11 protein-coding genes and 1 tRNA gene are annotated in these 13,337 nt (G+C 63.7%); 7 read left to right on the top strand and 5 right to left on the bottom strand.

All coding sequences use genetic code 11. The features are described from left to right. Window positions 1-468: 468 nt before the first annotated feature. Window positions 469-1,053, top strand: coding sequence for a tyrosine-type recombinase/integrase (locus IVA78_RS13670; RefSeq protein ID WP_346275299.1), 585 nt, complete (start codon window positions 469-471; stop codon window positions 1,051-1,053). A 61-nt stretch (window positions 1,054-1,114) separates the two neighbouring features. Here IVA78_RS13670 and IVA78_RS13665 read toward each other — a convergent pair. From IVA78_RS13665 to IVA78_RS13645, 5 genes are all read right to left on the bottom strand, one after another. Continuing rightward, window positions 1,115-1,190, bottom strand: a tRNA-Lys gene (locus IVA78_RS13665). 167 nt (window positions 1,191-1,357) lie between these two features. After that, window positions 1,358-1,954: a Spy/CpxP family protein refolding chaperone gene (locus IVA78_RS13660; RefSeq protein ID WP_247278590.1), complete on the bottom strand. Its 597-nt coding sequence runs from the start codon at window positions 1,952-1,954 to the stop codon at window positions 1,358-1,360. A gap of 192 nt (window positions 1,955-2,146) precedes the next feature. Then, the gene (locus IVA78_RS13655) at window positions 2,147-3,148 is read right to left on the bottom strand and encodes a TRAP transporter substrate-binding protein (protein WP_247335359.1); all 1,002 of its coding nucleotides are present in this window, start codon (window positions 3,146-3,148) and stop codon (window positions 2,147-2,149) included. 216 nt (window positions 3,149-3,364) lie between these two features. Then, complete coding sequence (locus tag IVA78_RS13650; RefSeq protein WP_247278588.1) at window positions 3,365-4,927, bottom strand: 2-isopropylmalate synthase; 1,563 nt, start codon at window positions 4,925-4,927, stop codon at window positions 3,365-3,367. 462 nt (window positions 4,928-5,389) lie between these two features. Next, entirely contained in the window at window positions 5,390-5,656 is a 267-nt protein-coding gene (locus IVA78_RS13645; RefSeq protein WP_247335605.1) for a hypothetical protein, read from the bottom strand. Window positions 5,657-5,834: 178 nt separating this feature from the next. Between IVA78_RS13645 and IVA78_RS13640 the strand changes: the two genes are divergently transcribed. From IVA78_RS13640 to IVA78_RS13615, 6 genes are all read left to right on the top strand, one after another. Then, the gene (locus IVA78_RS13640) at window positions 5,835-7,085 is read left to right on the top strand and encodes an SMP-30/gluconolactonase/LRE family protein (RefSeq protein WP_247465716.1); all 1,251 of its coding nucleotides are present in this window, start codon (window positions 5,835-5,837) and stop codon (window positions 7,083-7,085) included. Between the two features lie 88 nt (window positions 7,086-7,173). After that, window positions 7,174-8,274 (top strand): FAD-dependent oxidoreductase, encoded by a 1,101-nt coding sequence (locus IVA78_RS13635; RefSeq protein WP_247465714.1) that lies wholly within the window; start codon window positions 7,174-7,176, stop codon window positions 8,272-8,274. A gap of 434 nt (window positions 8,275-8,708) precedes the next feature. Then, the gene (locus tag IVA78_RS13630) at window positions 8,709-9,584 is read left to right on the top strand and encodes a branched-chain amino acid ABC transporter permease (protein ID WP_247278585.1); all 876 of its coding nucleotides are present in this window, start codon (window positions 8,709-8,711) and stop codon (window positions 9,582-9,584) included. A 1-nt stretch (window position 9,585) separates the two neighbouring features. Further along, window positions 9,586-10,512 (top strand): branched-chain amino acid ABC transporter permease, encoded by a 927-nt coding sequence (locus tag IVA78_RS13625; RefSeq protein ID WP_247465712.1) that lies wholly within the window; start codon window positions 9,586-9,588, stop codon window positions 10,510-10,512. Then, window positions 10,512-11,993, top strand: coding sequence for an ATP-binding cassette domain-containing protein (locus tag IVA78_RS13620; RefSeq protein ID WP_247465710.1), 1,482 nt, complete (start codon window positions 10,512-10,514; stop codon window positions 11,991-11,993). The genes IVA78_RS13625 and IVA78_RS13620 overlap by 1 nt, the downstream gene beginning before the upstream one ends. A 38-nt stretch (window positions 11,994-12,031) precedes the next feature. Continuing rightward, window positions 12,032-13,267 (top strand): ABC transporter substrate-binding protein, encoded by a 1,236-nt coding sequence (locus IVA78_RS13615; protein ID WP_247278582.1) that lies wholly within the window; start codon window positions 12,032-12,034, stop codon window positions 13,265-13,267. The last annotated feature ends 70 nt before the right edge of the window (window positions 13,268-13,337 follow it).

The raw sequence follows: 13,337 nt of genomic DNA, 5'->3' as shown, positions 1-13,337 counted from the left end.
ACGAGGCTCTAGAAGGAATGGCCGACATCTGGCGGATGAGCTAAGGCGGAAGAATTCTGTTACTTTGATCATGGTACGGTGGATGTTTCGGCCGGGTCCTATCAGCCTGATCGCCCGGCCCGGGGACGCGCGACCGCTCCCTTTGAGGATATTTCGCCCGGGTGATTTTCCGGTTTGATTTGATAGGAGCGCAGCCTGTGCGCCGTCGGCGAGGCCTACGGAGGACCGCGCAGGCTCGCGTAAGGGCCGGTAAACGGCTCGTACCCCATTTACCGAGGCAAAGAGCAAATGGCGGTCGCTTAGGTACGAGATGTCTCTCGACGACCTCGCTGATCAGCTTGAGCGCCAGATCGGCCTTGCAACAACTTCTTCTATCGCTCTCATCCATCGCGGCGTTTTCACACAGCCAAGACCTATAGCCGAGCCCGAGTTGCTCCCTTCAATAGGGACAGCGGGAGTAGGTAAATTTTGTTGCCTTCTTTCCATCGAAGCTCGTCCGTTCAAGCTTGTCGCCCTTCACCTCCAGCATTTCGCGAGAGGTCCCAAGCGCCATTCCCTCTAGCGGTCGCTTCCAGCGAGATCCAGCTGGCGCTAATCTTGGCTCTATGGAGTGGACAACGGCAGGGAGACCTTCTGCGACTCCCCTGGTCGGCCTACGAGAGCCCTTACATTCGCCTTCGGCAATCGAAAGGTGGTCGCAGGGTTGCAATCCCCGCTGGCGCACCCCTGAGGGCCCTGCTTGATGCGACGAACCGCCGGGGGCCGCTTATCCTGACGAACACACTGGGCCGCCCCTGGACCTCCGATGGCTTTCGGACGTCTTGGGGAAAGGCTTGCGAGCGCGCCGGCATCGAAGGCCTGACCTTTCATGACTTGCGAGGCACGGCGGTGGTTCGGCTTGCGATCGCAGGCGCCAGCGTGCCGCAGATCGCGGCCGTCACAGGTCACTCGTTGAAGGACGTCGAGGCTATTCTCGATGCGCATTATCTCGGTCGCGACATTCAGCTCGCGGAAGCTGCGGTGCTGAAGCTCGAAGCGCGAACAAAACTGTAAACGGTGGTGTAAACGGCGCTGGTTTTGCCGTTCGCTCAAACCGCTAAGTGTTTGATTTATATGGTGGGCGCACCAGGGCTCGAACCTGGGACCCGCTGATTAAGAGTCAGCTGCTCTACCAACTGAGCTATGCGCCCGAAAGGCGGTAAGGCCTTGCGAGGCCGGTCGTTTAGCAAAGCGATCCGGGTATGGCAAGCGATCGGCCGCAAGTTTTCCAAGGCTTCGTCCACAAGTCCAAAATAGCGAAAAGCCGCCGGATTCCAGCGGCTTCGCCAGGATTAATCGCGGGACAATCCGGCCCTGCTCAGAGCCGCCCCTCGCGGTCCCCATCCGGACCGCCGTCGCGGTCGAAACGGTCACGGTGGAAGTGCCCCATGCCACGCTCCATCATGCGGTCCATGCGGTGTTCCATGAAGTGACGGGGCAGGCCGTCTTCGCCGCCGCCGAATGGGCCGCGGTGGCGGGTCAGCACCGCGAGGCGGCGCTTCTGGCCCTCGTCCAGCGTCTTGTAGAGCGGATCGGCGGCATCGGCGATCTTCTTCAGGGCCGCGGAGCTGGCGCCCATGTCCTCGGCGCGCTGGCGCAGGCGGGCGATCGGATCCTCCGGCCTGTCGGTATCGCCGGGGCCGGCATTCATCCGCGCATTGGCGCGGTCGATGCGCAGCTTGGCGAAATCGCGCACGGCGGCCTCGACCGGCGGCCACAGCTTCTCCTGATCGGCATTGAGCTTCAGGCCGGCGTGGACGGCGGCGATCCGTGCGTCGATGAAGGCGGCGCGGTCCTCGGGGTTCATGCGCATGTGATGGAAGCGCTCCATCCACGGGCGATGATACTGAGCATAGACCGCGCCCGAGCCGGCGACGCTGAGCACGGCGATGGCAGCGATGGTGAACTTCCTCATACGGACCTCCTCTGGAAGGATGCCCTGAGGATGAGGGCGGCGCCGCCGACGCGCAACTTACAACTTGGACAGGAAGCGGTGTTCTTAGGACTACGTAACGGCTGATTTACCGCCAGCCACAATCGGAAATCGTTTGCAACAAAAAGGCTTCCGTGCAGCTGGCACGGAAGCCCCGTTCATCGTGCATCGAGATCAGTTCGTCGTGCTCTTGGCTTCCTTCTGGAACTCGTCGATCAGCGCCTGGCCGACGCGGCCTGCGGCGTCCTTGTAGACCGGCTCCATCGCCTTGCGCATCGCCTCGTCCTGCTCGGGCGTGAGCTTGATGATCTCGCTCTTGCCGCTCTTCTTGATCTCGGCGAGCGCGTCGTCGTTCTCCTTCTGCGACTGCGCGTTGCTGAAGGCGGTCGCTTCCTTCATCGCCTTGGAAAGCTGGTCGCGGATGTCGGCCGGCAAATCGTCCCAGAACTTCTTGTTCACGATCACGACGTAACCGATGTAACCGTGATTGGTCTCGGTGATGTACTTCTGCACCTCGTGCATCTTCTGGGTATAGATGTTGGACCAGGTGTTCTCCTGGCCGTCGACGACGCCGGTCTGGAGTGCCTGGTAGACTTCCGAGAACGCCATCACCTGCGGCAGCGAGCTGAGCGCCTTGAACTGGGCCTGGAGCACGCGCGAGGACTGGATGCGGAATTTCACGCCCTGATAGTCGGCAGGCGAGACCAGCTTCTTGTTGGCGCTCATCTGCTTGAAGCCATTATCCCAATAGGCAAGTCCGGTGATGCCCTTGGCGTCCAGGAGCTTGAGCAACTTCGCGCCGAGCGGGCCCTCCGTCACCTTCCGCAGCGTCTTCAGATCGGGAAGGATGTAAGGCAGATCGAATACCTCGAATTCACGGATGCCGAGCGGGCCGAATTTCGAGTTGGACGGCGCCAGCATCTGCACGCTGCCGAGCTGGAGCGCCTCGAGCTCTTCCTTGTCCTTGTAGAGCGTCGAGTTCGGATAGACTTCGACCTTGACCTTGCCGCCGGTGTACTTCTCGGCGAGCTCCTTGAATTTCTCCGCCCCTTTGCCCTTCGGCGTGTCGGTGGCGACGACGTGGCTGAATTTGATGATGATCGGGTCGGCGCTGGCGGGGCCGACAAGGCCTAAGGCCAATGCCGCGACGGAGGCCGCGATCGCGAAGGTGCGCATAATCTCTCCCTGATGTTATTTGGGCCGCCCGGCGCGCGGGCGACCGTCCTCATGCCGGCTGCATCAATACAGGGCGGCGCGCCATGCGGCTATTGGCCGTTAGCAGGGCAGGTATTCATGGTGAATGCCACGAGCACCGCTGCGCGCCCTTTCCCGCTTTGCGAGCGGGAGAGGTGAAGCCCACGCGCATCGCCCGGAATGACAAGGCTTCGCTTGTCAGCTCGCCGCTGCCGTCGTCACCGTGTCGCGCTGGCGCTTCATGACGATCTTGTTCAGCGCGCCGAGATAGGCCTTTGCGGAGGCGACCAGCGTATCCGGATCCGCCGCGCGCGCCGTCATCGAGCGGCCGTCCTGCGACAGCCGCACCGAGACTTCAGCTTGCGCGTCGGTGCCTTCGGTCACCGCGTGAACCTGGTACAGTTCGAGCTTGGCCTCGTGCGGCACCAGGCGCTTGATGCAGTTGAACACTGCGTCGACCGGACCGTTGCCCTCGGCTTCCTCGATCTTGATCTGGCCGTCGACGTCGAGCTTCATGGTGGCGCGCTGCGGACCGTGGGTGCCGGCGATCACGGTCAGCGAGGTCAGCTTGATGCGGTCGTGCGAGGCTGCCATCTCCTCGTCAACCAACGCCTCGATGTCCTCGTCGTAGATGTCCTTCTTGCGGTCGGCCAGCGCCTTCATCCGCGTGAACGCATCTTCCAGCTGATTGGGGCCGAGCTTGTAGCCCATCTCCTCCAGCTTGTGCACGAAGGCGTGGCGGCCGGAATGCTTGCCGAGCACCAGGGAGGACTGCTTGAGGCCGACCATCTCCGGCCGCATGATCTCGTAGGTGGACGCGTCCTTCAGCACGCCGTCCTGATGGATGCCGCTCTCATGCGCGAACGCATTCCGGCCGACGATAGCCTTGTTGTACTGCACCGGGAACGAGGTCGCCGCCGACACCACCTTCGAGGCGCGGGTGAGCTGCGTCGTGTCGATCTTGTTCCAGTACGGGAATTTGTCGTTGCGCACGTTGATCGCCATCACAATCTCTTCCAGCGCGGCGTTGCCGGCGCGCTCGCCGATACCGTTGATGGTGCACTCGACCTGACGCGCGCCGCCGACGATGCCGGCCAGCGAGTTGGCGACCGCCATGCCGAGGTCGTTGTGGCAGTGCACGGAGAACACAGCCTTATCTGAATTCGGCACACGCTCGATCAGCGTCTTCATGAAGTGGGTGTATTCCTCCGGCACCGTGTAGCCGACGGTATCGGGGATGTTCACCGTGGTGGCGCCGGCCTTGATCACGGCCTCGACGATGCGGCACAGAAAGTCCATCTCGCTGCGGGTGCCGTCCTCGGCCGACCATTCGACGTCGTCGATCTGGTTGCGGGCGCGCGCGACCATCGCGACCGAGGTCTCGATTACTTGCTCCGGGGTCTTGTTCAGCTTCACCCGCATGTGCAGCGGCGAGGTCGCGATCACGGTGTGGACGCGGCCGCGCTTGGCAAATTTCACCGCCTCGGCGCAGCGGTCGATGTCGGCAGGGTGGGCGCGTGACAGGCCGGCGATGACCGAATTCTTGGAGCGGCGGGCGATCTCGCTGACGGCCTGGAAGTCGCCTTCGGAGGTGATCGGAAAGCCGGCCTCGATGACGTCCACGCCCATATCGTCCAGCAGTTCGGCGACTTCGAGCTTCTCCTCGAAGGTCATGGTGGCGCCGGGACATTGCTCGCCGTCGCGCAGCGTGGTGTCGAAAATGATGACGCGGTCCTTGTCGGACTTGTTCACGGTGGCCATTCTAGATTTCCTTTTGAGCTTTTGCGCCGTTCAGTGGTCTGGGCGCTTGAGGTGTCCGGTGATCTCGTACAACCCCTGAGCGCCCAGGCGCGTGGCGCCCAGCCGGCCCTCAGGGGCAGCTAAGAAGAAGCCCGCCAACAAGGAGGGTGGGCAGCAGCGCGGCCGGGATCGTGGCGGCGGCCACGGCCACCTCCCCCGAAATCCCATCGATTTGGCCGCGAATCAGCATTGCCAGACCCTTTGAGCCCTCAATCCTCGGTCAAAACCGTTGACGGTTGGTTGCCGGGAGGGGCTCGATCCGCCCGTTTCTAAACGAGAAACGCCTGTAACTGCAACGCCTAAAAGATAGTCAGTGGAACTGACCTAAATAGGAGAGATTGCAGCCCGCATGAAGCACAACGAAAACTGTCCCGGATACGCTTCGCTGCATCCAGGTTACCAGACGAGCGCAAGACGCGCCGGCTATCCCGTGCCAGTGCGGCGGGCGCGGGCCCTGTTCTCCCAGCGGTTCAGCATCTGACCGAGTTCGCCGGTGGCGACCACAGCGGCGCCGGCATTCGTGATCTCGTTGGTGTTCGCCGGCGCGTTGGCAGGCAGCCAGTCCGGCTCAGTGTACTCACGCCAGCGGCGCGCCTCCGCCCGCCTTTTGCGGGAGACGTAGTCCCGCGTGAAATAGCCGGCCGCAAATGCGATCGCGAGCAGGATGACCAGAACGACAACTTGCACAATGAACTCCGGCTTTATCCCCGTTAGCGCCTCCAATCCAAACGCATTCGAAGGTGACGAAATTGCGACCCGCCATCGCGCAGCGGTTTCGATTCCACCCCTCGCAACCGGCAGCGGACCGCACTAACCTCCGCCCGCTCGGCCGGATCAACCGGTCAGCGAACATGATCGGGAGGACGCGATGACACGCCAAGAGGCTCGTGACGAAGGGCAGCGTGACCAGGATGCTGCGCTTTCACGACGAACACTGGTCCAAGGAGTTGTACAAGGGCTTGCGCTCGGCGCCGCCGCCACAATGGCCGGAGCCGGCTCCGCCCTGGCCCAGACCGGCCCCGCCGCACCGCCGACGACGATCACCACCCCGCCGCGCGATTTCGGTCCCCAGGGCGCGCCGACCACGTATTTCTGGGACCCCGACATCATCGCCGTCGATCCCTCCTTCAACGATCTCGCGCAGCCCAACACCGCGATCAAGCGTCTCTATACTGGCGTGCTGTGGGCCGAAGGCCCGGCCTGGAGCGCGCAGGGACGGTATCTCTTGTGGAGCGACATTCCCAACAACCGGCAGATGCGCTGGAGCGAGGATGACGGCCGCGTCAGCGTGTTCCGCACGCCCTCAAACAATTCCAACGGCAACTCATTCGACTTTCAGGGCCGCCAGCTCTCCTGCGAGCACCTGACGCGCCGGGTGACGCGTTATGAGCATGACGGCACCGCCACGGTGCTCGCGGACTCCTATCAGGGCAAGAAGCTGAATTCGCCGAACGACATCGTCGCACACCCCGACGGCAGCTATTGGTTCACCGATCCGCCCTATGGCGGCCAGCTCTACGAAGGCGAGCCCGACGTCGCGGGTGGTCCGAGCAATGCGGGCGGCAAGCTCAATCCGCGGATCGGACAGCCCGCCGGCTTCGTGCCGGGCAAGCGCGAGCTCCCGACCAACTGCTATCGCATCGACCCGTCGGGCCGCATCGATCTCGTCGTCACCGAAGACCAGGTGCCAGATCCGAACGGCCTGTGCTTCTCACCGGACTACAAGAAGCTCTACATCGCCTCGACCGGCAAGGGACCGGGCGACACCGGACCGGGCGGCAAGGGCGAGATCTTCGTGTTCGACGTCGGCAGCGACAACAAGCTCTCCAACCCTAGAAAGTTCAGCGATTGCGTGATCGACGGCGTGAAGTGCGGGCCGGATGGCCTGCGCTGCGATGTCAACGGCAATGTCTGGGCCTCCAGCAATGCCGGGCGCGCCGTCGGCTATAGCGGCGTGACGGTGTGGTCGCCGGAGGGCAAGCTGCTCGGCCGCATCCGCCTGCCGGAGGTGTGCGGCAACGTCTGCTTCGGCGGCCCAAAGCGCAACCGGCTGTTCATGGCGGCGAGCCAGTCGCTCTACGCGGTCTACACGGCAACGCAGGGCGCAGGACCAGGCTGAGCGACACAAGCTCATTGCGACGCTGCGCCGACGTTCCTCGCCGGCGCCAATTGTTTTGATAATCCTTCGGCGCGCGAGGAAAAAAGCCATGCGTGTTGTGATCTGCGGCGGTGGCGTGATCGGCGCCTGCACCGCCTGGTTTCTTCGTCGCCGCGGCATCGATGTCATTGTGGTGGAACGGACAGAGATCGCGGCCGCAGCCTCCGGCAAGGCCGGCGGCTTCCTCGCGCGCGACTGGTGCAGCGGCACGCCGCTCGACGCACTGGCGCGGCGCAGCTTTGCACTTCATGCGCAACTGCCCGGGGAGATCGCGGGCGATTGGGGCTACCGCCCCATGACCGCCTATAGCGGTCTCGTTGTCCCCGATGGTGACGCACGGCGGAATCTGCCCTCCGCACTTGGCTGGCTTGCCAACGGCGTCGCCATCGCGCAAACCATCGGCACGACCGCGACGACCGCGATCGTTCACCCTCGCAAATTCACCTCGTTCCTCATGGATGCGGCGCTCACGCAGGGCGTGCAACTTCGTCGCGGCCGGATCAGCGGCATCCTGCGCGACGCGGATGGCATCACAGCGAGCGGCGTCCAGGTCGAGGGCAGCGTCATCGAGGCGGACGCCGTCGTCATCGCGATGGGGCCGTGGTCGCTGCTCGCGGCGCAATGGATGAACCTGCCCGCCATCTATGGCCAGCGCAGCCCGAGCATCGTGTACGACACCGGCTCGGATGTGCCAGCCCATGCGCTGTTTCTTGAGCATGCGGACAATGGCGGCGCCGTGTCCATCGAGGTTTTCCCACGTGCCGACGGCAGCACGCATATCACGGCGCTTTCCGACATCGCGCCGTTGCCGCTCGATCCCGCCGCCGTGACGCCCGACCAGGACGCGATCGCGCGCCTGCAGGCGATGAGCGAGCGGCTCTCGCCGCTGTTCCGGCCCGAGAAGATCATCGCGCGGCAGGCCTGCTTCCGCCCGGTGACGCAGGATGGTCTGCCGCTGATTGGCAAGGTGCCGCAGAGCGAGGGTCTCTACGTTGCGACTGGACAAAATGTCTGGGGCATCCTCAATGCACCCGCGACCGGCGAGGCGTTGGCGCAGCTGATCGCCGAGGGCACGACGCAAATCGACCTTTCGCCATTCGATCCCACCCGCCTCGGCCCGCTCGATCCGTCGCTGCTGCACGCACGTTGAATAGATGGGAGCATGCTGGCGGCACACATGCATGGGCCTCGACCGAATCTGCATGCCTGACGTGCGCGAGTCACGCTGCACTCTATTTGCGCAGCAATGGACTTTAACCGGCCTCTCACAATCCTGAATGCAGTTTCACTTGCCGAGAATGCCCTCGCCGGTATAGTCGCGCCCCAATAGCTCACAAGAGGCTGTTCAAGGGAGAAAAACAACATGAAGAATAGACTCTCTGTTGCGTTGCGAATTCGCTCGACGCCGCCGTGATCGGCGCGCCGGAGGACGCCGTCAGGAGTGACGTCAGTCTCCCGAGCTCCATCAAGTCCACCGCGAACTGATCGGAACGACATCCGGGCCTTGCCCGGAGAGCTTTCCGCATGCGGTGCACGCAGCACCTTTTTCTCCAAGTGGCAGCCAGGTTGCCCGGCCAATCATCAATGCGAGCATTCCAGATTTTGATCGATGGCTTTGCCATCAGCGCTCTCTACGCTCTCGGTGCCACCGGCTTCACGCTGATATTCGGCGTCTCCGGCGTGCTCAACCTCTCCCACGGCGCTATCATGGTGGCGGCAGCGGTGGCGGCCTGGGCCGCCGCCAGCATTCTCAGCGTCGGCACCTATGCCGGCGCGCTGATCGGCGTCGGCGTCGCCCTCATCACGGCATTTGCCACCTATTTCGCGGTGGTGAAGCCGATCCAGGATTCGCGCCGCATTCCGAACGAGGAGAAGGAGATCTTCGTCCTCACCGGAACGCTGCTGTGGGGCATCATGATCCAGGAGCTGATCGCCTATTTCTTCACCAACAACGCCAAGACCGTGCTGCCGATCGTCGAGGGCGTGGTCGAGATCCTCGGCGTCCGCACGCCGCGCAACGAGATTTTCACGGCAATCGTCTGCTGCCTGGTCATCGCTCTGTTGTGGCTCCTGGTGAACCGCACCCGCACCGGCAAGGCCGTGCTGGCCGCCTCGATGAACCCGCGCGGCGTCACGCTACTCGGCCTCGAGCTCACCAACATCTACATCGTGGTGTGGGCGATCTACGGTATCCTCGCCGGCATCGCCGGCGTGCTACTGGGCATGTTTCTGGGCGTCAGCTCCTACAGCGTCGGTCCGCTGACCGCGAGCGCGTTCTCCATCGTCGTGCTCGGCGGCCTCGGCAGCGTCTCCGGCTCGCTGATCGCGGCCTTCGTGGTCGGCTATCTCGAGACCCTGACCGCCTATCTGATCTCGCCGGCCTATCGCACCATCCCGGCGCTGCTGCTGCTCGTGTTTGTGATGTACATCCGGCCCCAGGGCCTTCTGGGGAGGCGCTGAGATGGCCACCTTCTTCACCTCTCGCCTCTTCTTCGTCTCGCTCGCGCTCGTCCTCATCGCGGCAACGCTGCCGCTCTACGTCTCTGGCTATGTGCTGGGCCTGCTCACCGTCGCATTCTATTTCGGTGTGTTCGCGATGGCCTGGGACCTCTTGTTCGGCTTTGCCGGCGAGGTCAATTTCGGGCCGACCTTCCTGATCGGCGTCGGCGCCTACACCGCCGGCATCCTCAATGCCCAGTTTGGCTGGTCGGTTTATCTCTGCATCGTCCTCGGCGCATTCGCCTCCGTCATCGCCGGTCTCGTGCTGGCGTTGCCGGCCCTGCGCGTGCGCGGGCCCTATTTCGGCCTGACCACGTTGGTCGCGGTGTTGATGCTGCAGAATTTCGTGGTGGTGTTCGCCGACCTCACCGGCGGCGAGATCGGGCTGACCATTCCCGACGTCATCTCTATCAACGCCGGCGTGAATTACTGGATCGCGCTCGGCTTCATGACGATCTCGGCCGCAATCCTCTACGGCCTCTCGCAATCGCCGATCGGCCTCGTGCTCCAGGCCAGCGGCCAGGACCCGGTGCAGGCCGGCGCGCTCGGCTTCAACATCGTCAAGCACAAGCTCGCCGCCTTCATCGTCAGCGCGTTCTTCTCCGGGCTGTCAGGCGCGCTGCTGGTATTCTACTTCGGCACCGCCTCGGTCGGCACCGTCGTCGACGTCGCGGTCGGCGTCAACGTGATCGTCTCCGCCGTGCTCGGCGGCCGGCGCACCGTGCTGGGCGCAGCGCTGGGCGCGATCTTCCTGATCGTCGCCGGCGAGTTCTTGCGGCCGACCGGTGAGCTCGCGACCTTCATCGTCTCGGCGGTCGCGCTCCTCGTCGTGCTGTTCTTCCCTGGCGGCTTCCTCGGAGCGGCCCTCTCGCGCGAGGCGCGCTCGTGATGGATATGAGGCTTCCAAACAGGGCCGTGCTCGAAGTCCGCGGCCTGACTAAGCGCTTCGGCGGATTGACCGCAGTCAAGAACCTCGGCTTCGAGGTCAATGGGGGCGAGATTTTTGGCCTGATCGGGCCGAACGGCTCGGGCAAGTCGACCGCGATGAAGACCGTGATGGGGATCGAGCGCCCGACATCAGGCGAAGTGATCTTCGAGGGCGAGAACGTCGCCGGCCTGCCCGCGCACAAGATCGCGCGCAAGGGATTTGGCATGGTGTTCCAGCACTCGCGGCCGCTGAACCGGCAAACCGTGCTGGAGAACATCCTGGTCGCGCTGCTGCCGGACAGCCTGTTCATGCTGTTCCCCGACAAGGCGCTGATCGAGCGCGCCAAATGGATCGCCGAGCGCGTTGGGCTCGGAAATGTGATGAACCGCCGCCCGCCGACCCTGCCGTTTGCCGATCTGCGCCGGCTCGAACTCGCCAAGGCCATCGCACGTGACCCAAAGGTCGTGCTAGTCGACGAGCCCTTCGCCGGGCTGACGCGCGCCGAGGTCGAGATGTTCTCCGACCTGATCCGCAGCTTTCGCGACGAAGGCCGTGCGGTGATGCTGGTCGACCACAACGTCAAGAGCGTCGCAGCCCTCGTGGACCGCGTGCTCGCGATGTATCTCGGCGAGGAGATCGTCACCGGCAAGGCCGACGAGGTCATGAGGAACGAGACCGTGCGCCGGGTCTATCTCGGCGGAGCGATCGAGACCCATGCACGGCCCGAGACCAGCTTCAAGGATAAGGTGCCGCTGCTCCAGGTCGAGAATGTCAGTGTATTCTACGGCAAGGCGCAGGCGCTGGAGAACGTCTCGATCCACGTCCACGAGGGCGAGTTCGTCTCGATCGTCGGCCTCAACGGCGCCGGCAAGACCACATTGTTCAACACCATCTCCGGCTTTCTGCCCTACAGCGGCGAGATCGTGCGCGGCGGCGAGAAACTCCGCGGCACCAGTCCGGCGAAGATCGCACGCAGCGGTCTCGTGCAATGCCCGGAATCACGCGAGCTGTTCGGCGAGATGAGCGTGCGCGAAAATCTCGATCTCGGCGGCCAGCATCTTTCCGACGAGAAGCGCGCCGCACAGCTCGCCTGGCTGTTCGAGCTGTTCCCGATCCTGAAGGAACGCCAGAGCCAGATGGCGCAGACGCTCTCCGGCGGCGAGCAGCAGATGCTCGCGATCGGCCGCGCCCTGATGATGCAGCCGCAGATCCTGATCCTGGACGAGCCGACGCTGGGCCTTGCCCCCGTCATCCTCGAGCAACTCTCGAAGGCGCTGACCAAGCTGCGGCAGACCACATCGATCACGGTGTTGCTCGGCGAGCAGAACGTGACCTTCGCGCTGCCACATGCCGACCGCGTCTATGTGCTGGAGCATGCAAGGATCGTGTGGGAAGGCGATCCCGGCCGCTTCGCGAGCGAGGCCGGGGCCGATTTTCTTTAAGTCTGTCAACATCAACAAAAACAGAAAGGGAAACGACCATGCGACCATTAGTTCTCGGCAGCAGCCTTCTCGCCTCCGCATTGGCCTTGTGCCTTGCCGCTCCCGCCTACGCGCAGTCGACCGATCCGATCAAGATCGGCGTCATCGCAGAAGTGCAGTCGATCGCGGGCGCGGCGACGCCAGGCGGCGCGCAGATTGCCGCCGACGAGATCAACGCCAAGGGCGGCGTGCTCGGCCGCAAGATCGAGATCGTGACCTACGACAACAAGAGCTCGTCGGCGGATTCCGTTCGCGCCTTCCAGCGCGCCGTCAGCGAGGACAAGGTCTCCGCCGTCATCGCGAGCTATATCAGCGAGGTCGTGCTGGCGCTCGAGCCCTGGGCGGCGCGGCTGAAGATGCCGCTGATCACGCCAGGCGCGGCCTCGAACGAGATCACCAAGGCGATTCACAACGACTACGAGAAGAACAAGTACACCTTCCACGGCTATCTGACCTCGGCCGCGCAGGCCCAGCTCGTCTGCGACGCCGCCAAGGACCTGCTCGTCGACAAGCTCAAGTTCAAGACCGTAGCGATCATGAGCGAGGACGCCGCCTGGACCAAGCCGCTCGACGTCGGCTACGAGGCCTGCCTGCCGAAGGCTGGCCTGAAGGTCGTCGAGCACGTCCGCTTCTCGCCTGACACCACCGACTTCACGCCGATCTTCAACAACATCGAGAGCAAGAAGCCCGACGTGATCGTCACCGGCATCTCCCATGTCGGCGTGCAGCCGACGGTGCAGTGGAAGAACCAGCAGGTGCCGATCCCGATGTTCGGCATCAGCGCGCAGGCGCTGAGCCCGACCTTCTGGAAGGACACCAATGGCGCGGCCGACGGCATACCGTCGCTGGCGGTTGCGACACCCGACGTCGCCGTCACCCCCAAGACGAAGCCGTTCGCGGCTGCCTTCAAGGCCAAGTTCGGCGCACCGCCGGCCTATACAGGCTACACCGCCTATGACGAGGTCTACTTCATCACGGAAGCCATCAAGCGCGCCGGCTCGACCGATCCCGACAAGATGGTCGCCGAGCTCGAGAAGACCGATTACGAGGGCACGATCGGCCGCATCCAGTTCTACGGCAAGAACGACGAGTTCACCCACGGTATCAAGTCAGGCCCCGGCACTGTCACCGGCCTCGTCTTCCAGTGGCAGGACTCCAAGCAGGTCGTGGTCTGGCCCGAGAAGATCGCGGAAGGCAAGATGAAGTTTCCGAGCTTCGTGAAGCTGTCGCAGTAATCGATCCGCGCCCGTGCAAGCCCATCGCTCCCGCGCGGAGCGGTGGGCTTTTCCTTTGTCTTTCGCAGGT

Origin of the sequence: Bradyrhizobium sp. 137, assembly GCF_023074095.1 — a bacterium.
Lineage (GTDB): Bacteria > Pseudomonadota > Alphaproteobacteria > Rhizobiales > Xanthobacteraceae > Bradyrhizobium.
Note: the sequence above shows the minus strand (reverse complement) of the source record. Positions and strands in the feature narration are given on the sequence as shown.

Coding starts and splice junctions, on each gene's coding strand:
- IVA78_RS13640 (WP_247465716.1), top strand. CDS start 5,835: ATGACACGCCAAGAGGCTCGTGACGAAGGGCAGCGTGACCAGGATGCT.
- IVA78_RS13625 (WP_247465712.1), top strand. CDS start 9,586: ATGGCCACCTTCTTCACCTCTCGCCTCTTCTTCGTCTCGCTCGCGCTC.
- IVA78_RS13620 (WP_247465710.1), top strand. CDS start 10,512: ATGGATATGAGGCTTCCAAACAGGGCCGTGCTCGAAGTCCGCGGCCTG.
- IVA78_RS13650 (WP_247278588.1), bottom strand. CDS start 4,927: ATGGCCACCGTGAACAAGTCCGACAAGGACCGCGTCATCATTTTCGAC.
- IVA78_RS13655 (WP_247335359.1), bottom strand. CDS start 3,148: ATGCGCACCTTCGCGATCGCGGCCTCCGTCGCGGCATTGGCCTTAGGC.
- IVA78_RS13660 (WP_247278590.1), bottom strand. CDS start 1,954: ATGAGGAAGTTCACCATCGCTGCCATCGCCGTGCTCAGCGTCGCCGGC.
- IVA78_RS13615 (WP_247278582.1), top strand. CDS start 12,032: ATGCGACCATTAGTTCTCGGCAGCAGCCTTCTCGCCTCCGCATTGGCC.
- IVA78_RS13635 (WP_247465714.1), top strand. CDS start 7,174: ATGCGTGTTGTGATCTGCGGCGGTGGCGTGATCGGCGCCTGCACCGCC.
- IVA78_RS13630 (WP_247278585.1), top strand. CDS start 8,709: ATGCGAGCATTCCAGATTTTGATCGATGGCTTTGCCATCAGCGCTCTC.